Source organism: Acaryochloris thomasi RCC1774 (genome assembly GCF_003231495.1).
Classification (GTDB): Bacteria; Cyanobacteriota; Cyanobacteriia; order Thermosynechococcales; family Thermosynechococcaceae; genus RCC1774.
Genome location: NZ_PQWO01000004.1, coordinates 105,107 through 129,234, shown reverse-complemented (window position 1 = coordinate 129,234; position 24,128 = coordinate 105,107). Strand labels below are relative to the sequence as shown.

Genomic DNA, 24,128 nt, shown 5'->3' with positions numbered 1-24,128 from the left:
GTTCGATGTCGCTGAATTAGATTTAACCTGAGATGCTGGGGCGCTGACTGACACGCTCACGCCATGCCTGCAAATGACCACACTCCACCGGGATATCGATTTTGGCAAAGTCTGCAAAGGCCAGTCCCGCAAAGGCTGTGATATCAGCCATCGAGAACTGCTCACCGGCAAGATAGTCCTGCTTCGCCAGCACCTCATTGAAATAATGCATCCCTGAGACAGCCTTTTGCCGCTGATGCTGACCCCACTCTGCACACTGATAGGTCTCTAGATCGGGACCCAGCCCCGGCGTTGCATGGTGGAAATAGGTGGTACCCGCATCCAGCAACCCGGACTCAGCACGACGCTGCATCATGTGAATCGTGGCCCGCTCTTTGGGAGTGCGTCCGGTCAAAGTGATCTCGCCCGTAATGTGGTCAAGATACTCTGTGATCGCTGTGCATTCAGAAATCGTGGTGCCGTCCTCTAGCTCTAGAACAGGGACGGCCCCCAAGGGATTCTTTGCTAAAAACTCGGGCTGCCGATGCTCACCATTGGGCACATCGACAGAAATAAACTCGACCTTTTCCGTCAAACCCTTCTCAGCAAGGGCAATGCGGACCCGTGCCGGATTTGGGAGACCGTTGAATTCATAGACTTTCATACTAGAAGCACTCTCTATCTATCGATAGATAGACAATGACCGATCCCATCAATCTTTGTCAAGGCTATTTATACTCAGAGAGGGGCAATGTCACAGTGAATGAATGGCCGATACGATCAACCGCCTGTTAGACGCTGCAGAGCAGCGCATCCGCACCTCTGGCTATCATGCCGTCAGCTTCCGGGATTTAGCGGAGGATTTGGGCATTAAAAGCTCTAGCGTGCATTACTACTTTCGCCAAAAAGAGGATCTGGGCGTTGCCCTTGTCCATCGCTATACAGAGCAGTTTGAGGCGGCATTAGCTCGCGTGTCTCAAGACTCTGCGGCCCTCTGTTTACAGGAGTTCTGCGGCCTTTATCGAGCCTCATTAGTCGCCAACGATACCCTCTGTCTTTGCGGTATGTTAGGGGTCGAAAGCGGTGGTTTACCGGAGCCTGTGGTTAAGGCTGTACAGCGGTTCTTGCAAGGAAATATGGACTGGGTTGCTGAGGTGCTGCCTGCCAAAGTGGCGCTTGCAGAGCGTCAGAGTCAGGCTGCAACGTTAGTGGCGGGGCTGCAGGGAGCGATGATGATGGCGGTCTGCATGAAAGATATCGTCTATTTTGATCAGGCTGTGGAGCACTTGCTGCAGCCCTATGGCGGTATCTCTCATGCGCGAGAGCAAGGACGCTAGCGTTTAGGGCACCTCTTCCAGTAAGAATTGCCGGTTTAAAGGCTGCACCGGCCGAGCCTTGAGCGGAAAGCTTTGCTTGAATGGGTCAATCTGAGCTTGGGAAATTTCTAGCGCTTCTTGAAAAACCACCCACTGTACAACTTCTGAACAGGGCGGCGTGGTAAGAGACCCGAAGTAGCAATATTTCTAGCTGCTTTCGAGCGGGCATTGCATCCCAAATCGGCTGTAAATCCCCATTGACTTAGCCCTCTTTCAAGAACACCCCCAGCACAGCCAGCCTCCCCTCAGCGCTCTGGTGAACCAAATAAACCACCATCGGGAAAGTCTCATCTTCTACCGTATGCTCACTGGGAGTGTGGAAATGAAACGGCTGAAGTTCAAAGGTTTTATCGCTCAGCGTCAGCATACTGCCGGGTTCAGCTTCTCTAGCCAAGATAAGTAGAGTTCTCTATTGTGAATAAAAAAAATGCCCTGACAGAACCAATGTCAGAGCATAGCTGTGGTGTTCCCCAGATAGATGAAAAGACAAATATGTCTACTTATAGAATGCCCCAAGTGCAGGTATGCGATGTGTTTTCTTTCTGTATAGCTTTTGCATTTCATCAAAGTTATACGTGTTGACAGTCTCTCAACACGGTTTCAGTCTTTAACGGATGACCTGGGGCCTACGTCAGGCAATGAGGGCACGCTGAGATAAACAAGGCATCGATCACAGATTATGAAAGAGCAAAAAGGATGTTGGATCGCTCTTGGACTCCTGTATGCAGTAGCTTTTAGCGTCCTATTAGTGGTGGCCTACACCGGCAACCTACCGCCACAGCTCGCGATTATTCCCAACTACGATAAGCCTGGACATTTGATTATTTACGGCATTGCCACCTACCTGGGGCATCGGGTGCTGCGCTGGCAACGGATTGGACGGTTCCGTCTGCCGCTCTGGGTGATTGCCTTTGGGAGCTTTACACTCGTTGAGGAGGGACTGCAGGCTTTTTCACCTAATCGCAGCTTCGATGGCCTCGATCTGGTCATGAGCTTTTTGGGTGTGGGGTTGGGGTATTGGCTAGCCGAACGTCACTTATCACGACTGCGATAGCCGTCTTCATGATGAAATTCAGGCGGTGTCACGTAGCTGACTGCAGTGGCAGAGCGCTAAAGCACCTGCTCTAAAATCTTTTGATGTTCTAAAGCTTGGCTGCATCGTCCATTCCTGCTGGCTTCGGTCAGCCCCTGTCCCTGACGATAGTGCTCAACCCAAACTTGACTAATCGTCTGCGGTTGAGTGGGCAAATCTTCAAGTTCCCAGCCGGGACAGTCGATATCTGTCATGAGCTGCATTACCTTGGGGTCATAGCTCAAACCCACGCAGCGACAGCCTTCTGCCGCAGCCATAATCAAAGCATGGAGGCGCATGGCAATGGTCATATCTACGGTCTGAAAAACGCCTTTGAGCTGACGCGGATCGCTGAGCTGCAGCACCTGACTCGGCCCTTGGAGCTGTTTCTGCAGCGCTTGGGCGATGTCTAGATCTTGGCGGGGCTGAAAGGGCAGCAGCAGAATCGAGGCTTGAGTTTGATTCTGGAACAGCACTAACGCTTCGCTTAGGTGCTGCAGTCGCTGCGGTGTCAACAGGGGGTGAGCACGCAGCGACACGGCAATGCGAGGGTTGGGGAGTTCGACCCGCCGATAAACAGAGGTGGCGTCCAGCGCCCAAACGGGGTCAGGGGCTTGGCTGGCCTGCAGCTTCCAATCTTGGATGAATTGAGTGGAGTTGCGATCGCGAACGCTAACCCCTGCACAGCCCTTAAAGGTTTGCTTTGCTAGCCAGCGATTGCGACGATAGTTAAGGGGACCAATCCCCTGCGCCCAAGCAATTGTTTTAAGTCCGAGCCTTTGAGCCAGAAACATGAGTCCTGTATAGTAAACCGGACTTAAAGCGCTGGTGGCGTCTTGGATTAAGCTACCGCCGCCCCAGATGAAGGCTTGAGAGGACCGCAGGGCAGAAAAGACGGTGGAAAAGTGGTTGCGATCGCAACTCTCAACGCCGTGCAGCTTCTCTGTTGCGGCTGGGTCACTGGACAACACCAGCGGCGTCACATGCTCCGGCAGCATCTGCAGCAGCGCCGCCAGCAACGCCTCATCTCCGCCATTCCCAAAGCCATAGTAGCCACATAAAACCGCCTGGATCTTCTGCACACCGTCACTCCTACCACCACAGTTCTGTAAGATTATCCTAGACTCACACGGACCTTGCCATGCACGCGCTCTCAATTCCAACCTGGATTATCCACATATCAAGCGTGGTTGAGTGGCTCGTTGCAATTTGGCTGATCTGGACCTACGGCGACGTCACCCAAAACAAAAGCTGGCGGTGGCTCTCCTTAGCAATGCTGCCTTTGCTTATAAGTGCCATGTGCGCAATCACCTGGCACTTTTTCGACAACCCTCCCCAGCTCGAATGGATGGTAACGCTTCAAGCGTTCATGACCGTTGTGGGTAACACCACCGTTTGGCTTGCCGCCTGGTGGATCTGGCGTCAGCATAAAGCGGCGCAGGAAGGTACAGCCTAATTTCCCTGATCTTCTGATATTTATCGAGTCTTGAACCCCAATCATGATTTCTAAGGACACCCTCTTTGCACTGTCACTCTTTCCCTATCTAGGCTTTTTATGGGTCGTGACCAAATCGGGCCTGTTTCCTCGCCTAGCGATAATTGGCTTTTACCTAACGCTGCTATTCGTTGCAGTGACAATTCCAGCAGGGGTGTATGCACTTCAAAAATATGGCCTGACCCTAGCCGATGTTGACTTTTTACATGGCGGAGCAGAAGTGTTTCTAACACTCTCCAACATTTTCATTGTCCTGGGGTTTCGGCAGGCCATTCAGGAGAAGCGAGAGGCTTAGACATTGACACCGCCGTCAATGGTCAGGCTCATCCCAGTAATATAGCCTGCCACCTCTGATGCCAGATAGGCACAACCATCGGCGCAATTTAGCAGGGTCGCCGACCTCGGCTAGCATCGTGTCCAGACTGGGCCAATACACTTAGGTAAAGACAAGGCGCATGTGAGCCGCGTGGTCAGTCGTCTCGAAAGCCTGCATTGCCCGTGCCCAGGGAGAGCCTCGCGGACTGCTTCGGTACAGACTGGGAGAGAGTAGCCGTACCGGTTTCTGCACTGTTTACTTCGAGTCGATATATGACACCGAAGGTTAGAGCGTTTGTGGATTTAGCGATCGCAGACTTTAACCAACCCTCTTGGTCTTAGACCGTTGACTCGGGGGATAATGCGATTAAGGCTCTAATTAAATCTGTCGCATTCTAAAGAGAGGGTACCGGATGGAACTTGGACTGCGCCCCATTCCCAGTGATGTAAAGAGTCCTCTGATTGAAGTCGCTGCCAACATTTGGACCCTTAAGGCAGATAACTTCGTCTACTACCGGCCACCGGCACAACCTCGCTATCCCTACACACACCGTACTGTTGTCATCCGCCTCGAAGATGGCAGCCTGTTTATCCATTCTCCGATCGCGCTAAATCCGGCCATTCGCAACGAGATTGATGCCCTTGGAACGGTCAAATATTTGGTCTCCCCTAACCATATTCACCATTTACGCCTGTCAGACTGGAGTGCAGCCTACCCCGATGCCAAACTATACGCTTCTCCGGGACTGCCGCCAAAGCGCAAAGACTTGACGTTTGAAACAACCCTGTCTACTGGTGTACCAGAACCCGAATGGGAGGGCCAGATTGAACAGCTCAACTTTAAATCCTGGAACGGCTGGCTGGACGAGATTGTCTTTTTTCATTGCCAGTCACGAACGGTGATCTTCACCGACATGATTATGGATTTTGACCCCGAGATGTTCTCAGGCATCTCTCGGGTTACGACGCGGTGGAACCAGATGTATCGCCACTCGCCACGGGGAATACAGCTTGTACACTCCTTTGGCCGTGAATCTCTGCGCCAAGCCTTCGCAAACGTTCAAGCCTGGGAACCAGAGCATTTGATCGTGGCTCACAGTCCTTGGCAATGCATCGATGGTAGAGTGCAGGTCTTAGAATTTTTGAAGACCGCATTCGACTGGTTAAAACCTCAGCCCAAACCGATTGAGGCTGCATTAGGCGTAGCAAGATTTTCGACCCTTACGCTGCTCATCCTGCCGTTTCATTTGTTGCTCGTCCTAACGGCAGATATTGTCTATCCACGTCTGGTGAAGACAGAAACAGACAAGTCATCACTCGCTTAATTGGCTGGAGATATTGTCAAATCTGCCGCAGAACTTCTGAGTCATTAGCGAAAAAAAACCCCATTGGCTTTCACTTCGCAGAGCTCACTGTCTCGTTTGAATCGCTGAACTTCCTTTTGCTTAGAATGTGCTTGTGGTTGGGCGGACAATCACCTCATTGACATCGACATCATCGGTCTGGGACACAGCATACAAAACGGCCTTTGCGATCGCATCCGAACTAAGGGCATTCTTACGGAGTTCCTTCAAAAAGTCTTGGGCTGATTCATCTGTAATATCTGAGCCGAGTTCCGTCTCGACGACACCAGGAGAGAGTGTAGTCACGCGGATGTTCTTCGATTCCTGCCGCAGCCCTTCGGAGATAGCCCAAACGGCATACTTAGTTGCACAGTAAACCGCCGCAGTGGGCGAGACTGCATGTGCGCCGATGGATGCAGTATTGATAAAGTGCCCGCCGCCCTGGGCTTCCATAATGGGGAGACCGGCTGCAATTCCGTTCAATACGCCGTGAACATTCACGTTGATCGTGTTATCCCATTCCTCGACTTTCAAGGCGTTCAACGGAGATAAGGGCATGACACCTGCATTGTTGAAGATGACATCAACACGACCAAACTGGTCTTTAGCAAACTCAATAAACGCTTTTACATCCTCGCGACGGGTGACATCCACGGCTTTGCATTTCGCCGTGCCGCCGTGTTCACGGATCTCCTCGACAATCTGCTCTAATTTTTCGATTCGCCGTGCGCCTAGAACAACCTTTGCACCATTTTCGGCGAGTAACTTGGCGCTAGCTTCACCGATGCCGCTACTGGCTCCAGTAATCGCAATGACCTTTCCATTTAAGTTCGACATTGAAATCTCCTACTGCTGCGACGTAACCGGAAACTTGACATTGTTCTCTTGAAACAGCTCTTTGAGCGTTCCCGCAGCAATTAAAGCGCGGGGGTAGCCGGATGTAACGGTGGTAATGTAAATCACTTCCATCAGCTCTTCTGGTGTCACGCCGTAGTTGAGAGCGTATTGGGCATGAACCTTGAACTGCGGCATCGTCCCTTCTGCGGCAAACCCGGCAAGAGAGACCAGTTGTCGGGTTTTGTCGTCTAGAACTTCTCGCCCCCAAATATCACCCACAGCATATTTGAGCGTTAGATCGGCCAGCTCTGGAAAATCCTTTTGGAGCTGTTGGAAATGTGGTGGTAGCCCCTGGCCTTGTGAAAAGCTATTCATCACTTTTTCGCCGCGCTCTTGGCGGGTTAGGACTTTTGGCGGTTGCGGAACGGTCTCCTGTGCTTGAGTTTCTGAAACTATCACTACGGCTAGCACTACTGCTGAGGTCAGAAACAGTCGATTCATGGCTTTGATGCCTTCCCTGATATTTTTTGCTGTTGGGGTTTAGTCAGTTAGATAAACATGCCGCCAGAGACTTCAAGCCTCTGGGCGTTGACCCAACGGTTTTCTTCGGAGAGTAGAGATGCGATCGCACCTCCAATGTCGTCCGGCACACCCACGCGGCCCAGAGCCGTTTGCGAAGCAACAAAATCATTGAGCTGTTGATTGTCACGCACTGCGCCGCCGCCGAAATCTGTTTCAATGGCACCAGGAGCGATCGTGTTGACGGCAATTTGCCTTTCACCCAGCTCCTTTGCTAAGTAGCGGGTCAACACCTCGATGCCTCCCTTCATTGCGGCATAGGCAGAATATCCTGGTAGCGCAAATCGAGCCAGACCCGATGAGATATTAATAATCCGTCCGCCATCCTTGATCAGCGGCAGCAGTTTTTGCGTCAAGAAGAACACGCCCTTCAACTGAATATTCATCAGGCAGTCAAAGTCTGCTTCGGTTGTCTCTAAAAAGGGTTGGTTGATGCCAATTCCGGCATTGCTGACCAAGAAGTCAAACTGCTCTGTTTGCCACTTGTCTTTCAGGACTTGTTTGATTTGCACTGCAAACGCATCAAAGTTTTTCGTGCTAGATGTGTCGAGCTGTAGGGCAACAGCTTCACGACCCAGTTCTGCGATCGCAGCCACAACACGATCGGCTTCCGCCTCGCTGCTGTGATATGTGACGATGACATTCACTCCTTTTTTTGCCAGTGCTAAAGCAGTGTTTTTGCCCAGCCCCCGGCTCGATCCTGTCACCAAAGCAATTTTTGTTGCGTCGTTTACCATTGCCTTATCCTTTCATGGTTCTTTTGACATAGTTTCATCGTAGGCGCAAAAATCTTGACGCTAAATACACAAACTTCTCAGATAATTGCCTAATCCTCTCAAATGGAGTATTGGCAAGAAAAACATTTTCTACAATGAGATCACAGGAGTAGTGAAATCAATGAAGGATTCAACGCGGTGGATAAGGTACTGAGTCACAGGACGACAATCAGCAAATGCAGCGAATTAGCGGCATTGGTAGCTCGGCATACTGACGGCAAGGGAGATGGTATGCATACAACTGCCATCAATCAACTAGACCTCATGCGGGAATCTACCGCAAAAACACTTCAGGGGGTCTGTGAACCAACCCTTGCTATCATCGTTCAGGGCAAAAAAGAAGTATTGCTCAACGATGAAACCTATTACTATGGCGTTGCCCAATATCTAGTGGTTTCAGTTGACTTACCGATCTGTGGCTTTCCGGTGGAGGCAACAACCAGTCAGCCTTACTTAGGACTCAAGCTGACGTTAGACCCCGTTCAACTCTGCGACATTATTGCTCAAGTCAGACCGATTAAAGATAAAAAAGAGAACTCGGTGAGAGGCTTATTTGTCAATAATGCCGATTTACCGTTAATTGATTGTGCCACCCGACTGACGCAACTGTTGGACGCGCCACAGGATATCCCTTTCTTGGCACCAATGATTATCCGTGAAATCTATTACCGCCTTCTAATCGGTGAACAAAGCGAAGCGGTGCGTCAGATCGCCACATCTGGCAGCACTATGCAGCGAATTGCTGAGGTGCTCAGGCAAATCAACGTTGATTTCACAAAGCCACTGCGAGTTGAGGCCCTAGCTGAGCAGGCTAATATGTCTTCATCGTCATTTCATCGCCACTTTAAAGAGGTCACTTCAATGAGTCCGCTGCAGTACCAAAAACAGCTAAGACTATTGAAAGCGCGTCAGATGATGCTTACTGAGAGTACTGATGCGGCTCAGACGGCCTATCAGATCGGTTATGAAAGTCCCTCGCAGTTTAGCCGTGAATATTCCCGTATGTTTGGTGCGCCACCCAGGAGAGATATTGAAAGATTGAAGAGTTGAGCCGACTATAGAGCCGTAAATGCAGTCAACTTAGTTAGAGCGTTTTTCTTCTTATCTAGCCAGAAGCAGATGAATGACTAAGTCGCTGAGTCAGGTAATCAACAAACGTCTTCACTCTCAGAGAGTGGCGTCGATTGGGTAGGTAAAGCGCATAAACGCCAGTATCAACATCTGTGTGAGGGTAAAACTGAAAATCATCCAAGACAGTCTGCAAACGTCCTTCACAAATATCCTCGCCAATCAACCAAGTGGGCATCAAAATCAACCCTGCACCCTCTAGACAAAGCTGACGTAAAACCTCTGAGTTATTCGCGACCAAAGAGCCATTGACCTTCACTTCGCAGATCTCACTATCTCGCTTAAATCGCCAAGTATCATGCCCAATGGAGTAGCTAAAGCAGAGACAATTGTGATCCGCTAAATCGTCCGGATGCATGGGGATGCCATGCTCCTGAAGGTAGCTCGGACTGGCGCAGACCTTTCGAGTGTGAGAGGTAAGCTTACGAAGGATCCAATTGACGCCGGAGCGATCGAGATTGCAGATCCGAATGACCAGATCCAGCGCCTCTTCCACCGGGTTAGCAAGTCCGTCACTGAAAATCAAATCTAACTGCATTTCAGGATATTGAGACAGAAAATCCCCCAGCAGTGGCGCAATGTGGAGCCGCCCGAAGGCAACGGGCAAGCTGACCCGCAATAATCCCCGTGGTATTTCGTCTTGTTCTGATACTGAGAGATTCGCGGCCTCAACGTCTTGGAGAATGAGGATGGCTTTGTCGTAATATCTACGTCCCTGCGGCGTAAGAGTCACGCTACGCGTCGAGCGGTTGAAAAGTTGTGTGTTCAGCATCGCTTCTAGAGCATTCACCTGGCGAGTGACTGAAGAAACAGCTACCCCAAGCTGCCGGGAGGCTTCTGAAAAACTCCCGGTCGCCGCCACTCTTGTAAAGGCTCGCATTGCCGAAAACTGATCCATACTGAACTCTTTTTTGCGCAAAACGCAAAGGTGTTTAGCCCGAGAGCTATATTAACATCTCTATTGAGTGGAGTTATGGTGAGATTGTCCCAAAAGGAGGCAGTCAGCATGGCTTTGAAAATAGAGATAACGTCAGACTTTATTTGTCCCTGGTGTTTGGTTGCCGAGGCTAGGCTAAATTGTGCCCTTGACCAGCTCAATCCAACAGTCAAGATCGAACGTATCTGGCATCCCTACGAGCTAAACCCAGACATGCCTGCAGCGGGAATCGATCGCCAAACCTATCGCTCGAATAAGTTTGGCAGTTGGGAGTATTCTCAACTGCTCGATGCAAAAACGGTCCAGGCGACCCAGAACGACGGCATTGAGTTTCGCTATGACCTGATGGAGGTGACACCCAACACGCTAAAGGCACATCGCCTCACAGGATTTGCAGCACAGGTCGGCAAAGCAACTGAAATGGCTGAACGCATTCTGAAGGCATATTTCACAGAAGGACAAAATATTGCTGAAGCTGAGGTCTTAGCAAATCTCGCAGATGAAGTGGGTCTAGATAGAAAAACGGTGAGGGCTTTTCTTCGCTCTGATGCTGGTACTGAAGACGTGCGCGAGTCAGAACGTCAGGCCATGGTTCGCGGTATTCAAGGTGTCCCTAGCATTCAGATTGGACAGGAAATTCTATCGGGTGCTCAGTCTGTTGAGGCATACTCAACCGCCCTACAAAATGCCTTGCGAGAGAAAGCGGAGGTTGCGAAATGAAATCCACAGATAAACGCGCCATCATCATTGGCGGATCGCTGAGCGGACTATTCACAGGAATCTTGCTGCGCTCAATCGGCTGGGAGGTCGATATCTACGAACGTTCTTCCCATACGCTCGCCAGTCGTGGCGGCGGGGTTGTACTGCAGCCAGACGTACTGGCCGCCTTCCATCAGGCCGGTGTTGCCTATGAAGCTCCACTGGGTGTTATCGCTAACGAGCGGCTCTACCTCGAACAAGACGGTAGCATTGCTCAGCGGATGATGATGCACCAGACGTTGACCTCTTGGAATTTGCTCTACGGTACGATGCGGCGGCATCTCCCGACAGAACATTATCACCAAGGCAAAACGCTGAAGACGTTTCAGCAGGAGAGAGAACAGGTCACGGCTACTTTCACTGACGATACTCAAGATACGGCCAGTTTGTTGATTGGTGCAGATGGTCCTAACTCGACGGTGCGAAGCCAGCTCCTCCCAAGCTATGAGCCGAGCTACGCAGGCTATGTTGCCTATCGTGGCTTGGTGGATGAAGCGGAACTTGACAGCGTAGCGGCAAATCTAATGCGAGAGCGGTTTGTCTTCTTTCAATTTCCCAACTCCCATATTCTTCAATATGTAATTCCAGGGGAAAACGAGTCACTTATTCCTGGAGAGCGTCGTTTTAACTGGGTGTGGTACGTCAACTATGACGAGGCCACTGAACTTGCATCTATCCTCACGGATAAAAACGGTAAGCGCCGCGACTACTCGATTCCGCCGGGAATGATGGCTTTAGACGTTGAGCAGCAGATGCGATCGTATGCGGATCAAGTACTTGCACCGCCTTTTCAGCAGCTTGTGGCTGCAACCCAGGAGCCGTTTGTTCAAGCAATTCTAGATCTGGGCGTGCCGCAAATGGCATTTGATCGTGTTGCCTTGGTTGGGGATGCAGCCTTTGTTCCTCGTCCTCATACGGCAGCTAGTGTTTCTAAAGGGGCAGCCAATGCGATCGCACTCACCGAGGCTCTAACCGCCCAAAATCACGATGTCCCCAAAGCACTAGACGCTTGGGAAGCCAATCAACTGCGATTGGGAATGCATTTATGGAAAGTAGGCCAAGAGCTGGGTGAGCGTTCTCAGTTTAAATACGGCAAGGAGCGGCACGAACATTCAGATCATGAAGCCGCTTGAGAAATCTAAGACCATCAGACTTCAAGGTTTGCCGTTCAAGATTGCTGAGGGGCCGCAGGCAACTGTTTCGTGACGCGCCGCAGCACACCGTTGATAAATCGATGCCCCTCTTCGGCGCTGTAGCGTTTGGCTAGCTCCACAGCTTCGTTGATGGCAACTCGATCCGGCAGCGCTAGGTAGACCATTTCGACAACCGCAATCCGAAGGATATTTTGATCTACTTTTGCAAGGCGTGTGAGCTGCCAGTCCTGTAGCGAGGCTTCTAGCAGTTCATCGACCTCTTGGCGGTACTGGTTGCAGGTGCTGACAATTTGGATGGTGTAATCTCGCACTTCCTGCTGGTCACCCAGCTGCATGAGTTCCGGTAGCTCCACGGCTGAACCAAGGCGATTGATAGCAGTTTGAGTACGTGCGATCGCATCTCCCACCATTGCCTGAGAACTCTTCAAATCAACCGCACGAAACTCACTATCCCGAAGCAAATCATTGCCACGCTTTAGATCTGCCGAGGCCATTTCCAAAGCATCCTGCACCTCTCCTGTCAATGCGCGAATAGCCGTCAGCATGACAGTCTGGGGCGTCTGCTCTTCCAGCTTTTTAGGCTTGCTGGGCAGTTGGCTAAGGCTCAGTAGAGCCAATTCACGGGCAATTCGGCGAGGTTGCATTTCAAGGGCAGAATAAACGATAGCTCAACCAGTGTAGTGCCTTTCCCATAGCCCTGGCGGAGTCGGATCAACAACGCCATTAGAAATGGTAATTTATGTCTTGGACCACAGCCTTGAGCATGATCTTGCACAAGAGAGCATCTCCTCTCTTGCATAGAGGCTTTGATAGAAATCCCATGCTTGCTTTTCTATCAAAGCTTGTCTTCCAGTCATGGCAGGCAGAGAAAGAGATGATTGAAAAGGCAACTACCTATGTCTTTAGCCCCGTTTGTATCCAAGGATGGACGCACGATTCAGCCGCTAAATCTATAATTCATAGAGTTATGTCCAAGTTTCCCCGCGCAAAGTCGGGGGCATCTTTAAACTTTCGTAGAGCTGAGGCAGTATGTATCTATCGCTGTGGCCAGGTAAACCCTACCCTCTAGGGGCAACTTGGGACGGTAAGGGCACGAACTTCGCGCTGTTCTCTGAACATGCAACAGGTGTTGAACTCTGCTTGTTTGGCAAAAGAGGGCGCGAGACGCGCATCCCACTCACCGAAGTTCGGAACTTTACCTGGCATGGCTACCTTCCCTCCATTGGGCCTGGTCAGCGCTATGGCTTCCGGGTTCACGGTCCCTATGATCCAAAAGCCGGTCATCGGTTCAATCCTTACAAACTGTTGATTGACCCCTATGCCAAAGCATTAGACGGAGAAATCGAATTTGGTCCCGACCTCTTTGGATATGCTTGGGAAGACCACCATGAAGACATCTCTTTTTCAGAAATAGACGACGCGCACCTCGTCCCCAAGGCAATCGTCATCGACGAAGCCTTTGACTGGGAAGGTGATCAGCTTTTACAAACACCCTGGCACGAGACTATTATTTACGAAGCGCACGTCAAAGGATTTACCCAGCTACATCCCGAAATTCCCAAACGATTGCGCGGTACCTATGCAGGGCTTGCCCATCCTGCCGCCATCTCCCATCTCCAGTCTTTAGGGGTGACGGCAGTCGAGCTAATGCCCGTCCACCACTTTCTTTCCCAGCCAGGTCATCTTGCTGACAAAGAGCTGCAAAACTATTGGGGATACGACTCTATTGCCTTCCTCGCACCTCATGCTGGCTATGTTGCCGGCAAGGCCGAGCGACAGGTGCAGGAATTTAAGGAAATGGTCAAGGCGCTGCACCGGGGCGGCATTGAAGTGATTTTAGATGTGGTATACAACCACACAGGCGAAGGCAACCAACTGGGACCAACCCTCTCATTGCGCGGCATTGATAACTACACCTATTATCGCCTGGTAGAAGAGGATCCCCGCTACTACATGGACTTTACGGGGTGCGGCAACTCGCTCAACGTCCGTAACCCCCAAGTGCTGAAGTTAATTATGGACAGCCTCCGCTACTGGGTGCTAGAGATGCACGTCGATGGGTTCCGCTTTGACTTAGCCACGGCGCTGGCGCGGGAGTTCTATTCTGTAGACCGCCTGGCTTCGTTCTTTGACATCATTCACCAAGATCCAGTGCTCGCTGAGGTGAAGCTGATCGCTGAACCTTGGGATGTCGGCGAAGGCGGCTACCATGTGGGTAACTTTCCGCTGCTATGGTCCGAGTGGAACGGCAAGTACCGCGACACCGTGCGCGATTTTTGGCGCGGCGAAGAAAGTGGCTTAGCTGAATTTGCCTATCGGTTAACGGGCAGTTCTGACCTTTATCAGATCAATGGTCGGCGTCCCCACGCTAGCATCAACTTCGTGACCGCCCACGATGGTTTTACCCTCAATGATTTGGTTAGCTACAACGAAAAGCACAACAGGGCTAATGGCGAAGATAACCGAGACGGCGATAGCCATAGTCGCTCTTGGAACTGCGGCGCGGAAGGGGAAACAGATGATCCAGCGATAATTGAGCTGCGGAAACAGCAGAGGCGAAATTTTTTAGCCACGCTACTTCTGTCTCAAGGAGTGCCCATGCTCGTCAGCGGTGATGAGATGGGTCGCACTCAGGGGGGCAACAACAATGCCTACTGTCAAGACAACGAGATCTCTTGGATTGACTGGAATCTGCCAGAAGAAAACGAGGCGCTTTTAGACTTCACGCGCCAGTTGATTGATCTGCGCCGCCGCCACCCAATTTTTCGCCGTCGCAAGTGGTTTCAGGGGCGGGCCATTCACGGGTCTGAGGTCCGCGATATTGTCTGGTTTGATGTAGACGGCAGCGAAATGACAGAGGAGCAGTGGCAGGACGGATTTATTAAAGCGATCGCAATTCTCTTAAACGGCGAAGAGATTGCCACCATGGGCGAGCGCGGCGAACGGATCATTGACGACAGTTTTCTGATGTTTTTCAACGCCCACCACGAAACGTTAGAGTTCAATCTGCATCCTGACCTGCAGGCGTGGGAATGGTCTATTTTGATCAACACCACGAAGCCCCGATTTGTCCAGCGAGGGAAGCGCTATCTTGAAGATCAGCCGCTTGCGGTGGCAGCTCGCTCAGTCATGGTGCTGAAACGACTCGGCAAGCTCTCAGCAGAAGAAGAAGACTAATACTAGGCACTCACTATCAATCATCACGTCAGTCAGAACTGCTCAAGTGATAAGAGAATAAAGAATAGATTGATCGATGCAGACGTTTTATCATGGTGGTCAAAGTTTTTGAGGGAAGCAAACGATGGCATCGACTTCTGCCCTCTTCACTTGAGGGCAAAGGGCGATCAACCCCAATTCTTTGTCTGAGGGAAAAACTTGGTTTACCTGAGCTGTTAGGCTCAGGTTAGGGAAGAGTGTCTATCATCTATTTCCCAAAGCTGTCGCGTAGCACGGAGCGTAATGCAGAATAGTTTCTTTGAGCAGTCTTTAGATAAAGCCAATATCAACAGGCGTATTCGTGAGCTGGAGCAGGCAAAGATTGGCCTCTATAGTATTGGCCTTTATCCAGGATCACTGGTGTACAACGCAGTCATGCAGGCTGGCGGTTCATCTTTGCTGCTAGCACCTCGTCCAGGGCGAGAACTGATGGGTGCATTTTCTAAAGAAGCCATCCAAGGCATGGACCGAGATTATGTGGTGAGCATGCATAATCTTGCACACACAAAAAAGAACGACGAGTGGGTTGCCAATACGCTAGAAGATTTGATTTTAGAGTGTGACCTCGTCATTTTGAGCGCCAACAGTAATTACATTGAGCAAGATCTAGAGGAAGCCTGTCGGTTGAGAAAGAAGCTGGGTCGCAAGACGGTTGTCTTAGCCTGCCTTGCCGGATCCTTCAGTCACGATGCGGTGCTGAACGATGCCTATGTACTGTGCGAAAAACAGCCTAATTTAGCCTTCTTCACAGGTTTTCATCGCCATGGCGCTCTACGTGCTCCCGTAGATAGCTTCACAGCTAATTTTTGTCACCCTAATGCTCTAACGGCCTTACTGGGGGCGCGAATGCTCGATAAGCTCTCCCCTAATATCCAGGTTTCACCCGGTGTTCACAATATTGAGGCCCAGTATATTAAAGCGGCAAAAAACATGGCCTCAATCTTCGCTGGGTTTGGCTATGAATACCATCGGGAGAACCCTGGCATTCTGCCAACTTTACTTACGCTACTGCTAGATCAGTGCCTGGATCAAGCAGCCACCGTTTCTATGTCTCGCCGAGATCGAAATGCACTCTACAACAACCAGCCCATTGAACTAACAGAGTTAGGCTATGGTGTACCTCGCATTGAGGCCACACTCAACTCGGGAGGCAACATGGAAAAGGTGCGCGACCATACATTCTCCCAGCTCACGGCAATGGTGGCAGATGTGCGGGGCAGCATGATGCTGCCGGTGACGGGACAACCCACACGAAATTTCCAGGCAGGTCAAGTGCTGGCTAAATTTATGCGATCGCAGCAGCGGTGTCCCTTCAATGTCGAAGAATTTGAGCGGTGGTGTGAGAACTCCGGTCTCAATACAGGCGGGCTAGAGGGCCTCAAGGCCTTGAGATACTGGTCTCAAATCACAACCAAATACAAGATCCAGGTCCACGACTCATCAATGATCAATCTGTTATACACCGCCCTCTTTGGCAACGACCAAGAAAAGCAGTTTGCCTATGAAGTAATGACGGCCAGTCGTGAACTTTCTAGCTATTGCCAAGAGTCTGTTCGCCCTACCCACAGCCGCAAATATGCAGGAGCACTGAATAATCTTGATCAACCAGAAGCACTGAGTTTACTCACCAATGCGGTCATTGCGGATAATGCTAGAAGGGCCATCCATGACGTATACGTGATTGAAGATAGTGACGTACAGGCTGATGATCCAGCCCATGTACAAGCGATGAGCAGCATTGAGAGTGGGTGGTAAACACAGCCCCACCAATAAAGACAGGGTAACTTAAGAACTCAGCAAGACCCGCTTCATTTCTGGAAACTGTTCAAGCACTATTCCTGTTCCTAGTGCAACGCAGTCTAGAGGGTCTGGGGCAACCTGAGCCACAAGCCCCACCTCTCGACTTAAATAAAGGTCGATTCCCTTGAGTAAAGCCCCGCCCCCCGTCAATATCATGCCGCGCTCTAGGATATCAGCGGCAAGCTCTGGCGGGGTTTTCTCTAAGACCTGCTTGATGCTGGTGGCGATAGTGGCAATAGAAGCAGATACATATTCTCGTACTTCTCCACCCCGTAAATTAAACCACCGGGGTAAACCTGAGCGCAGATCAAGCCCTCTAATTTCCATCTCTTGCTGATCTGAGACGGAGTTAGGATAGACCGCAGCAAGCTGATGTTTAATGGATCTTGCCATCAATTTGCCAATCAAAAGACTGTGATCTTGCTTCACCCTTTGCATGATGGTGCGATCAAGTAGATCACCCCCAATCGGAATAGACCGACTAACGGCAACTCCTAAATAGCTTAGAACTGCAATCTCTGTGGTGCCACCACCAATATCAATGACCAGGTTACCGACAGGGGTGGTAATCGGCAAACCAGCACCAATGGCCGCTGCCATTGGCTCTTCGATCAGGTAGGCCTCTCGTGCGCCAATTTGACCGGCAATATCAAACAAGGCACGCCGTTCAACACTGCTGGCCCCCATCGGCATACTAATGACAACGCGGGGGGGCAAGAGAGATCGCCCGTTGAGTGCCTCTCTGACCACATGCTCTAGCAGAAGTTGTGCCACTTTAGGCTGGGTAATTACCCCGTCCTGCAGAGGATGAACAACTTCAATTTCTGCAGGCGTTCGACCGATCATGGCTTCGGCTTGACTGCCAACCCCGAGAAGCTCTTGAGTGTTCGGATCTCGTGTTAGCACTGACGGCTCTCTCAGCACAATTCCTCGATTCGAAAGATAGACGAGGGTATTCGCTGTGCCTAGATCAATACCAATGTCTGAGGAAAAACGGTTGAACAAACCCAAGTTAAGTGCTCCTACGGACGAGAAAGATCAGGATAGGCGTTCGCAACCGGCTGTTTGAAAAGGCCGTAGTATGGAGAGAACTGAGAATCCTATCGATCTTGGGCAGCATTATCTGAGAGCAACAGACAGATAGGCTATAGAGGCTTCAGAGGTGCGACTTTAACCTCCAGCAAAGGATTATAGTTCAATATTGGGCACGAGCGTGAATAGAGCAACGCTGAGCCATCCTTACAGACCTGCACGATTATTTTTTTTCGTAGTTTAAAAATCGCTGCCGCTGCCGTAAGAAAGCAAAATTTCTTTGCTCTGCAGGTCTCTCATGCTGCCATAGGAGCATGCAATAATAAGCATATGACCTGAGCAATTGCAGTGATAAATACCTGTATCGCAGACAATGCCTAAAAGACATCTTGATTGAGAGCAAGTCTGGCAGTAGTTTTGACTTGCTCTCAATCAACATCGATGAGTGTGTGATTGTCTTCATGCAATGCTTAAATTGTCTTTTTCAAGGGGGAAATCATGACGCAGTATGACGAACAGAACCATGACACATCGAACAATCAGGAGCAGCAAAGCCTTGCGCAGATGAATCATGATCAAAATGAAAATGTCATGACTGTACAAGGTATAAGTGATGCACCGCCAGATCTGCATAATTTAGAGAAGATTAGAGAGATCTTGTTTGGTAGCCAGGTTCGTACTCATGATCAACGATTTGCTCGCCTAGAGGAGCGTCTAGAGCAAGAATGTAATACTTTACGCAGCGATGTTAATCGGCGTCTTGACGCTCTAGAAAGCTACATTCAACAGGAAGTGGGTTCTTTGAGTGAGCAAATCAAAGAGACAAAGCAAATTCAGGCTAATAACGCCGAAAGACTTGAGCAAGCACAGCTCTCAGCAACGAAAGCACTGGAGCAAAAGCTCAGTCAGCTTGATGAGAGAACAACTGAGAGTGAGCGCAGCCTGCGGAAGCAATTGTTGGAGCAAAGCAATCAGCTAAGTGCTGACAGCATTCAAAAGTACAATGAGCTGCTCACAATTGTAGAAAGAGAAGTTGCAATTCTGCATACAGTGGATAAAACGGATCGAGCAAACCTAGCATCGTTCTTTGGTGAAATGTCGGTACGCCTCCAGGCTGACTAACCGCCCACTCACACGGAACGCTTGAGACTTCTTCATGCACGATCTGTCATCCGAGAACAATCCATCCTCCCAGCACAATCAAGATAAGCCGGATAAGCATCTTGATGAGTCTGGAGAGAGTCTTGATGAGTTGCGATCGCTTCTCTTAGGACCAGAACTGCAGGCTCGGATCATGAATCTCAAGCTGCGTCCAGAAGATATCAGCCGCGCCTTGCCAGAGGCAATCATTCTGAGTGCTGAAGACCAGGGGAAATTAACCACTGCCGCCGTTCCCACCGTTGAAGATGCCATTCGAAATTCCGTCAATCAAGATCATAATATTCTGTCCGAAGCGCTATTCCCCGTCATTGGTCCAGCAACGCGTAAAGCTGTTTCCGCCGCTCTGCAGAACTTAACGCAATCTCTAAATGAAGGACTAGAGCATAGTCTGTCTCTCCAAAGCTTTCAATGGCGTATCGAAGCCGCACGAACCGGTAAATCTTTCGCCGAGATTGTGCTGCTGCGCACCCTCCTCTATCAAGTGGAGCAGGTCCTGCTTATTCATAAAGATACCGGCCTTCTGCTGCAGCAGCTTGTCGCTGACACAGTGATTGCCCAGGATGCAGACCTCGTCTCAGCTATGTTGACCGCTATTCAAGACTTTATTAAAGACTCCTTTCGTGTTGAGGGGGGAGATTCTCTCGAGACCCTCCAATTCGGCGAACTCACCGTCTGGATTGAGGAAGGTCCCCAAGCGCTGATGGCCTGCGTCATTCGGGGAACAGCCCCCCAAGACATTCGGGGATTATTTCAGGATGTCCTAGAAAAGATTCATCTTGTTTGCAGCCAAGACCTCAAGCAATTTCAGGGAGACGACACCGCCTTTGCCCAAAGCCAGCCCTATCTACAAGAGTGTCTACAGGCTCAATTTAAACCCAAGCGACGCTCTCTTTCCCCGCTAGCTTGGCTCTTCCTTGGCCTAATTCTGCTGGGCATAGGCTGGCAGCTCTTTGGCGTCTATCAACGCCGCAAAGTGATGGGTAACTATGTAGCAACTCTGCAGCAGCGACCGGGGCTGGTTATCGTAGACAGCAAGCTGAAAAACCGCAAGATTTTGATTTCAGGCATGCGCGACCCTCTAGCCGTCGATCCGCTCTCCCTCGCAGAACCCAACAAGATAAACCCGCAAAAAGTCAAAACAACCTGGGAGCCATACCTTTCTTTTCATCCAGAGCTAGTAAAAGCCAGAGCCGAGCAGCGCCTCCAGCCTCCTGCGACAGTATCCCTCTCCGTTGATGGGCAGAATACGCTGATAGCAGCAGGCACCGCAAAGCAAGACTGGATCGCGCAGCTACAGAAACAAGCTCTACAGATTCCTGGCGTCATGCAGATCAGCACAGAACAGCTCAAGCCTGCTGAACGGCAAACTCTTAATCGCCTACAAAAGCAAATTGAAGGACGCAATATTTTGTTCGACGAAGGGCGATCGCAACCCCTGCCTACCAGCGAATCTGTATTTCAACAGCTTGCCCAGGATGTGGAAGCCGCGACACAGCTCGCAACCGCCCTCAACCTCAAGCTTATCCTCTCCATCGAAGGGCGAGCTGATAGGGTAGGAACAGAGCGTGAGAACTTCTTAATCAGTCAGGCACGAGCCAATGCAATTCGAGAGCGTCTCATGCGTCGTCAAATCAGCCCATCGATTTTGAAGATAAAGCCCCTTGGAGCTGCTCAAGGTCCTCAAACACAAGAGCAGGGTCTGTCAGAACGCCGAGTTTCGTTTAAGGTAACTTTGGAATAACTTTGATTCATATATGCTGCAAAAGAAGATTTGCATGATTGGTGCCTTCGCGACAGGGAAAACAAGCTTGGTCTCACGGTTTGTTAGAGGTATTTACTCTGACAAATATCAAACAACCGTGGGCGTCAAGATTGACAAGAAAACCATGCAAATTGGAGAGCAAACGGTCAATTTGATCCTGTGGGATATTCATGGGGAAGATGAATTTCAAGAGATCAGGATGTCTTATCTCAGAGGTTCATCAGGCTATATCCTTGTTGTTGATGGGACACGTAGTGAAACCTTAGATAAAGCGATCTCTCTTCAAGCTGAAATAAAGAAAGAGATTGGTGATGTACCGATTATGATGATGTTGAATAAGTCTGATTTGACCAGCGAATGGGAACTCGATGAGCAAACCATTGAACAGCTTTCTAAAGACAGTCAGTGGACTGTGATCAAAAGCAGCGCGAAAGCAGGGCTTGGGGTTGAAGAATGCTTTCACAGTTTAGCCACCCAAATGGTTAACCGTTAGTATAGTGACCCTTCCCTCACCACTCGCTCAACATATCTGTGACTACATTGCAGAACAATATTTGCCTGCCTACCTCAGAGTTGATGCAAACGGCACCATCTTAGAACTTGGTGGGCAGCTTGAACATTACGAGTTACAGACGTTACAGCGAGGAGATACTGCCCACAATAGCCTTGACGTCTTAACCGGCCTCATTCCTTTAGAAAATGACCCTATTTTTTTACCCCTGGTAAAGGATCAGCAGGGACGCTCAATGGACATTCATATTGTTCCTGCAACTGACAGCGACTGGATCTTACTTCTGGACGGCAGTGAGGCAGAAGAGCAGCAGCTAGAACTGCAGCAGCAGGGAAATTATCTGGCCCTTAAGACTCAACAACAGAAACGGCATCTTTCGTCTCTTTTTCAGAGCCGCCCCTCTTCGCTCAACGCCGATGATTCTCATTTCTCTGCTCTCGTCGATGTTGCGATTCTCAACATCACAATCACCCCATTAATGGATGCTGAGGCAGCAGCCCCCATGACCGTCATTCAGGCCATTGAGACATATTTTGCGGCAGTAACGACAACCGTTGTTGATCGTTCGGGGGTTGTTACTGCCCAGATGGGACGTACGATTTTAGCAATCTTTGGTTTAGTACCCGTGCCGCTATCTCCTGCCCAACAGGCTGTTGAAGCAGGTCGAGAGATTTTGAGCGCAGGATCTGAACCAATCCCCTCCCCAACAAACAAACCACTATCTAAGTTAGACATAAGTTTTGAGGCCGGGGCCATGGTGACATCGGGGAAATCAGCTTTAGGTCTGTTGCGCGCCAGTCCTTACCAAAGTATGGGATTGATCAGTCCTCAAATGCCTGAAATTATTGGCTTGACAGGCCATATTCGCCCCAGAGAACTGATGATCGACGCCCAAACCTTTAGCCACTTGACCCGCGATCAAGATACCTTTACCCAATCAGAGCTATCTTTCAAGGATTCTAGTTCAATGACAATATACTTCTGTCGTCCTTAGGTATGAGTCATCCCATTACTTCGGAACTACTAGCAGCCCTTGGCATCGCAACCTATGAGAAGGTGACAGATCGGAACTTCAAGAGTGTAGGTCAAATGCCAGCTTGGCTTGCGGATGTCAAGCCAGAATTATTAAATGGCCAGCCTAGCACTTGTCTATCTGAAGTTTTTCCATTTCTAGAGTATTTCTTAACCGACGTTGAGACTCAATGGCCTCATGCAGCTCAGCAGATTGCAAAATCAGGGCTGTGGTCAGAGCAAACTCAAGCAGGTGAGACACTATATCTGGAAGCGTCAATCTTAGCGGTGGGTACGAAGCAACTGCTCTTAATTGCAGCCCAAGAAGCTAGCGCTAACGAAAAGGGAGCTCTTATTCAGAAAGCGAGGGAGAATTCGCTCAGTTATTCATCAGACCGGAGGCAGAACAGCCAAGAGCTTGTTAACAGCACTTTTTACGATGCCTTAACAGGGTTACCCAATCAAACATATCTTTCTCTACAGCTCACGCAAGCTTTTGAGATCTGTCGGCAGGATAAAGCTGGCCAGTCAGCAATTCTCATGATTTCCATTGATCAGTTTAATCTGCTGGCGAGCAGTTTAGGGCACGTCGCTAGCGAGCAGCTACTTGTCCAGTTTGCTTGGCGCATCAAAGAATATTTGATTCCAGAGACTGTACTGGCGCGCTGTGACAGCAATGAGTTCGCTCTTTTGTTCCCCTATGTGGTCAGCTTTGAGCAGGTCACTCATCTGTCTAATCGGATTTTAACAGTACTGAAATCTCCGTTTACTTTCAACAATCAAGAGGTTGTTATCTCAGCCAACATGGGTTTGGCGCGTAGCCGTGAGGAGTATAAGCAGGCTCAAGATCTTTGGCGTGATGCTCACACAGCAATGGAGCAAGCAAAAACTTTGGGTGGTGCACAACTGGTCATATTTGAACCATTCATGCACCACCAAGCCGTGAGGCAGTTTCAACTTGAGAATGATCTGTACCAGGCCGTAGGCGATCAGGACCTCCAGATCCATTACCAGCCAATTCTGACCATTAAAGGTGAAGTAATCGAAGGTTTTGAGGCTTTCGTCCGTTGGTTCCATCCACAGCGCGGCTCCATTGCCCCTTTAAAATTTCTACCGGTCGCAGAGTCCATTGGGCTTATGAGTGCCATTGACCTCTGGCTGATGCGTGAAGCCTGTTTTCGCATTCAGCAGTGGTGTAAGGTGACGCACGCTTTTCTAACGGTGAGCGTCAACGTATCAGCGGTCCAGTTCAAACAGCCGCATTTAGCACAGCAAATTTCTCAAGTTCTCAAAGAAACGAATATCAAGCCCCAACACCTGCAGTTGGAGTTCCATGAGCAGGTCTTGCTCAAGCATCTCACTCGTTCTCGCCTTGTTCTAGAACAGCTGAGAGCGCTAGGGGTTCAGCTATGCGTCGATGACTTTAGCGGTAGCTATGCAGCGATGAATGCGTTACAGCAGCTACCACTCAATACGTTGAAGTTGGCGCCATCCTGTCTTACTTCTTTGATGCACAGTCAGCCACAATATCAGACTGCTGTAGGTCTGATTATCCAACTAGCCCATGAGCTAAAGATCAAGGTCAGTGCAAAGGGTGTAGAAAACAATCAGCAACTGCAGGCGTTGGCAAAGGTGGGCTGTAATGACGCCCAAGGCTATTTCCTTGCTGGTCCTTTAAACGGCACTCGGGCCGCTCAATTGCTCAGTCAACAGCAACAATTCACTAACAACACAACATAATGACCAAAGCGGTGAAATGGAGTGAGCTGGTATGAGTGCACTTTATTCAAAGACACTATTGTTGCTTCTTGGCGAGCCTCTACGTGCTGAGTTCTCGTTATCACATCGAGTCTGTGAGTACCCCGAACGAGATGACCGGTCACGC

Annotated in this window: 24 protein-coding genes and 1 pseudogene; 15 read left to right on the top strand and 10 right to left on the bottom strand. The window is 50.0% G+C overall.

Annotated features, from left to right (window positions below; genetic code table 11):
* Positions 1-22: 22 nt before the first annotated feature.
* Positions 23-643 carry a glutathione S-transferase family protein gene (locus C1752_RS08270; protein ID WP_110985592.1) on the bottom strand — a complete coding sequence of 207 codons (621 nt, stop codon included), beginning with the start codon at positions 641-643 and terminating at the stop codon, positions 23-25.
* 103 nt (positions 644-746) lie between these two features.
* Between C1752_RS08270 and C1752_RS08265 the strand changes: the two genes are divergently transcribed.
* Positions 747-1,316 carry a TetR/AcrR family transcriptional regulator gene (locus tag C1752_RS08265; protein ID WP_110985591.1) on the top strand — a complete coding sequence of 190 codons (570 nt, stop codon included), beginning with the start codon at positions 747-749 and terminating at the stop codon, positions 1,314-1,316.
* 3 nt (positions 1,317-1,319) lie between these two features.
* On the opposite strand, the pseudogene C1752_RS29675 reads toward C1752_RS08265, so the two are convergent.
* Positions 1,320-1,487, bottom strand: a pseudogene (locus C1752_RS29675) (carbonic anhydrase family protein); the annotation flags it as partial.
* Between the two features lie 70 nt (positions 1,488-1,557).
* Positions 1,558-1,749, bottom strand: a complete 192-nt coding sequence (locus C1752_RS29670) for a carbonic anhydrase family protein (protein WP_146242302.1) — start codon at positions 1,747-1,749, stop codon at positions 1,558-1,560.
* Positions 1,750-2,034: 285 nt separating this feature from the next.
* Between C1752_RS29670 and C1752_RS08255 the strand changes: the two genes are divergently transcribed.
* A complete protein-coding gene (locus C1752_RS08255; RefSeq protein WP_110985589.1) occupies positions 2,035-2,409 on the top strand; it encodes a VanZ family protein in 375 nt (124 codons plus the stop codon).
* A gap of 56 nt (positions 2,410-2,465) precedes the next feature.
* Here C1752_RS08255 and csaB read toward each other — a convergent pair whose 3' ends face one another.
* Complete coding sequence (gene csaB, locus C1752_RS08250) at positions 2,466-3,509, bottom strand: polysaccharide pyruvyl transferase CsaB (RefSeq protein ID WP_233501461.1); 1,044 nt, start codon at positions 3,507-3,509, stop codon at positions 2,466-2,468.
* A gap of 59 nt (positions 3,510-3,568) precedes the next feature.
* Between csaB and C1752_RS08245 the strand changes: the two genes are divergently transcribed.
* The 3 genes from C1752_RS08245 (at position 3,569) to C1752_RS08230 (ending at position 5,562) form a co-directional block, all read left to right on the top strand.
* Positions 3,569-3,883, top strand: coding sequence for a DUF2499 domain-containing protein (locus tag C1752_RS08245; RefSeq protein ID WP_110985588.1), 315 nt, complete (start codon positions 3,569-3,571; stop codon positions 3,881-3,883).
* Between the two features lie 43 nt (positions 3,884-3,926).
* Positions 3,927-4,217 carry a DUF3593 domain-containing protein gene (locus C1752_RS08240; protein WP_110985587.1) on the top strand — a complete coding sequence of 97 codons (291 nt, stop codon included), beginning with the start codon at positions 3,927-3,929 and terminating at the stop codon, positions 4,215-4,217.
* A gap of 433 nt (positions 4,218-4,650) precedes the next feature.
* The gene (locus C1752_RS08230; protein ID WP_110985586.1) at positions 4,651-5,562 is read left to right on the top strand and encodes a DUF4336 domain-containing protein; all 912 of its coding nucleotides are present in this window, start codon (positions 4,651-4,653) and stop codon (positions 5,560-5,562) included.
* A gap of 120 nt (positions 5,563-5,682) precedes the next feature.
* On the opposite strand, the gene C1752_RS08225 is transcribed toward C1752_RS08230, so the two are convergent.
* The 3 genes from C1752_RS08225 to C1752_RS08215 are packed head-to-tail and all read right to left on the bottom strand — an operon-like array spanning position 5,683 to position 7,733.
* Entirely contained in the window at positions 5,683-6,417 is a 735-nt protein-coding gene (locus C1752_RS08225; RefSeq protein ID WP_110985585.1) for an SDR family oxidoreductase, read from the bottom strand.
* 9 nt (positions 6,418-6,426) lie between these two features.
* On the bottom strand, positions 6,427-6,918 hold the full coding sequence (locus C1752_RS08220) for a carboxymuconolactone decarboxylase family protein (protein WP_110985584.1): 492 nt from the start codon (positions 6,916-6,918) through the stop codon (positions 6,427-6,429).
* Between the two features lie 47 nt (positions 6,919-6,965).
* On the bottom strand, positions 6,966-7,733 hold the full coding sequence (locus C1752_RS08215; RefSeq protein ID WP_110985583.1) for an SDR family NAD(P)-dependent oxidoreductase: 768 nt from the start codon (positions 7,731-7,733) through the stop codon (positions 6,966-6,968).
* A gap of 270 nt (positions 7,734-8,003) precedes the next feature.
* Between C1752_RS08215 and C1752_RS08210 the strand changes: the two genes are divergently transcribed.
* Positions 8,004-8,822 carry an AraC family transcriptional regulator gene (locus tag C1752_RS08210; RefSeq protein WP_110985582.1) on the top strand — a complete coding sequence of 273 codons (819 nt, stop codon included), beginning with the start codon at positions 8,004-8,006 and terminating at the stop codon, positions 8,820-8,822.
* A 55-nt stretch (positions 8,823-8,877) separates the two neighbouring features.
* Here C1752_RS08210 and C1752_RS08205 read toward each other — a convergent pair whose 3' ends face one another.
* A complete protein-coding gene (locus C1752_RS08205) occupies positions 8,878-9,798 on the bottom strand; it encodes a LysR family transcriptional regulator (RefSeq protein ID WP_110985581.1) in 921 nt (306 codons plus the stop codon).
* A gap of 108 nt (positions 9,799-9,906) precedes the next feature.
* Here C1752_RS08205 and C1752_RS08200 point away from each other — a divergent pair, with 108 nt between their 5' ends.
* Together C1752_RS08200 and C1752_RS08195 are read left to right on the top strand one after the other, a co-directional pair.
* Positions 9,907-10,557, top strand: coding sequence for a DsbA family oxidoreductase (locus C1752_RS08200; protein ID WP_110985580.1), 651 nt, complete (start codon positions 9,907-9,909; stop codon positions 10,555-10,557).
* Entirely contained in the window at positions 10,554-11,729 is a 1,176-nt protein-coding gene (locus C1752_RS08195; RefSeq protein WP_110985579.1) for an FAD binding domain-containing protein, read from the top strand. Before C1752_RS08200 ends, C1752_RS08195 begins: the two co-directional genes overlap by 4 nt.
* Positions 11,730-11,764: 35 nt before the next feature.
* On the opposite strand, the gene nusB is transcribed toward C1752_RS08195, so the two are convergent.
* Positions 11,765-12,394: a transcription antitermination factor NusB gene (nusB, locus tag C1752_RS08190; RefSeq protein WP_110985578.1), complete on the bottom strand. Its 630-nt coding sequence runs from the start codon at positions 12,392-12,394 to the stop codon at positions 11,765-11,767.
* Positions 12,395-12,779: 385 nt separating this feature from the next.
* Here nusB and glgX point away from each other — a divergent pair, with 385 nt between their 5' ends.
* Together glgX and C1752_RS08180 are read left to right on the top strand one after the other, a co-directional pair.
* Complete coding sequence (gene glgX / locus C1752_RS08185) at positions 12,780-14,927, top strand: glycogen debranching protein GlgX (RefSeq protein WP_110985577.1); 2,148 nt, start codon at positions 12,780-12,782, stop codon at positions 14,925-14,927.
* A 282-nt stretch (positions 14,928-15,209) separates the two neighbouring features.
* Positions 15,210-16,721: a DUF8648 domain-containing protein gene (locus C1752_RS08180; protein ID WP_110985576.1), complete on the top strand. Its 1,512-nt coding sequence runs from the start codon at positions 15,210-15,212 to the stop codon at positions 16,719-16,721.
* Positions 16,722-16,751: 30 nt separating this feature from the next.
* Here the strand turns inward: C1752_RS08180 and C1752_RS08175 are convergent, their stop codons facing one another.
* Positions 16,752-17,777 (bottom strand): rod shape-determining protein, encoded by a 1,026-nt coding sequence (locus C1752_RS08175; RefSeq protein WP_110985575.1) that lies wholly within the window; start codon positions 17,775-17,777, stop codon positions 16,752-16,754.
* Positions 17,778-18,296: 519 nt separating this feature from the next.
* Here C1752_RS08175 and C1752_RS08170 point away from each other — a divergent pair.
* From C1752_RS08170 to C1752_RS08150, 5 genes are read left to right on the top strand one after another with little or no spacing between them, the layout of a single operon-like run.
* Complete coding sequence (locus C1752_RS08170; RefSeq protein WP_110985574.1) at positions 18,297-18,920, top strand: hypothetical protein; 624 nt, start codon at positions 18,297-18,299, stop codon at positions 18,918-18,920.
* Between the two features lie 34 nt (positions 18,921-18,954).
* Positions 18,955-20,700 (top strand): OmpA family protein, encoded by a 1,746-nt coding sequence (locus C1752_RS08165; RefSeq protein WP_110985573.1) that lies wholly within the window; start codon positions 18,955-18,957, stop codon positions 20,698-20,700.
* A 13-nt stretch (positions 20,701-20,713) separates the two neighbouring features.
* Complete coding sequence (locus C1752_RS08160; RefSeq protein WP_110985572.1) at positions 20,714-21,214, top strand: Rab family GTPase; 501 nt, start codon at positions 20,714-20,716, stop codon at positions 21,212-21,214.
* Between the two features lie 4 nt (positions 21,215-21,218).
* Positions 21,219-22,226, top strand: coding sequence for a nucleotidyl cyclase domain-containing protein (locus C1752_RS08155; RefSeq protein ID WP_146242301.1), 1,008 nt, complete (start codon positions 21,219-21,221; stop codon positions 22,224-22,226).
* Between the two features lie 2 nt (positions 22,227-22,228).
* Positions 22,229-23,983, top strand: coding sequence for a putative bifunctional diguanylate cyclase/phosphodiesterase (locus C1752_RS08150; protein ID WP_110985570.1), 1,755 nt, complete (start codon positions 22,229-22,231; stop codon positions 23,981-23,983).
* Positions 23,984-24,128: the final 145 nt, after the last annotated feature.

Coding starts and splice junctions, on each gene's coding strand:
- C1752_RS08270 (WP_110985592.1), bottom strand. CDS start 643: ATGAAAGTCTATGAATTCAACGGTCTCCCAAATCCGGCACGGGTCCGC.
- C1752_RS08265 (WP_110985591.1), top strand. CDS start 747: ATGGCCGATACGATCAACCGCCTGTTAGACGCTGCAGAGCAGCGCATC.
- C1752_RS08255 (WP_110985589.1), top strand. CDS start 2,035: ATGAAAGAGCAAAAAGGATGTTGGATCGCTCTTGGACTCCTGTATGCA.
- C1752_RS08245 (WP_110985588.1), top strand. CDS start 3,569: ATGCACGCGCTCTCAATTCCAACCTGGATTATCCACATATCAAGCGTG.
- C1752_RS08240 (WP_110985587.1), top strand. CDS start 3,927: ATGATTTCTAAGGACACCCTCTTTGCACTGTCACTCTTTCCCTATCTA.
- C1752_RS08230 (WP_110985586.1), top strand. CDS start 4,651: ATGGAACTTGGACTGCGCCCCATTCCCAGTGATGTAAAGAGTCCTCTG.
- C1752_RS08225 (WP_110985585.1), bottom strand. CDS start 6,417: ATGTCGAACTTAAATGGAAAGGTCATTGCGATTACTGGAGCCAGTAGC.
- C1752_RS08220 (WP_110985584.1), bottom strand. CDS start 6,918: ATGAATCGACTGTTTCTGACCTCAGCAGTAGTGCTAGCCGTAGTGATA.
- C1752_RS08215 (WP_110985583.1), bottom strand. CDS start 7,733: ATGGTAAACGACGCAACAAAAATTGCTTTGGTGACAGGATCGAGCCGG.
- C1752_RS08210 (WP_110985582.1), top strand. CDS start 8,004: ATGCATACAACTGCCATCAATCAACTAGACCTCATGCGGGAATCTACC.
- C1752_RS08205 (WP_110985581.1), bottom strand. CDS start 9,798: ATGGATCAGTTTTCGGCAATGCGAGCCTTTACAAGAGTGGCGGCGACC.
- C1752_RS08200 (WP_110985580.1), top strand. CDS start 9,907: ATGGCTTTGAAAATAGAGATAACGTCAGACTTTATTTGTCCCTGGTGT.
- C1752_RS08195 (WP_110985579.1), top strand. CDS start 10,554: ATGAAATCCACAGATAAACGCGCCATCATCATTGGCGGATCGCTGAGC.
- nusB (WP_110985578.1), bottom strand. CDS start 12,394: ATGCAACCTCGCCGAATTGCCCGTGAATTGGCTCTACTGAGCCTTAGC.
- glgX (WP_110985577.1), top strand. CDS start 12,780: ATGTATCTATCGCTGTGGCCAGGTAAACCCTACCCTCTAGGGGCAACT.
- C1752_RS08180 (WP_110985576.1), top strand. CDS start 15,210: ATGCAGAATAGTTTCTTTGAGCAGTCTTTAGATAAAGCCAATATCAAC.
- C1752_RS08170 (WP_110985574.1), top strand. CDS start 18,297: ATGACGCAGTATGACGAACAGAACCATGACACATCGAACAATCAGGAG.
- C1752_RS08165 (WP_110985573.1), top strand. CDS start 18,955: ATGCACGATCTGTCATCCGAGAACAATCCATCCTCCCAGCACAATCAA.
- C1752_RS08160 (WP_110985572.1), top strand. CDS start 20,714: ATGCTGCAAAAGAAGATTTGCATGATTGGTGCCTTCGCGACAGGGAAA.
- C1752_RS08150 (WP_110985570.1), top strand. CDS start 22,229: ATGAGTCATCCCATTACTTCGGAACTACTAGCAGCCCTTGGCATCGCA.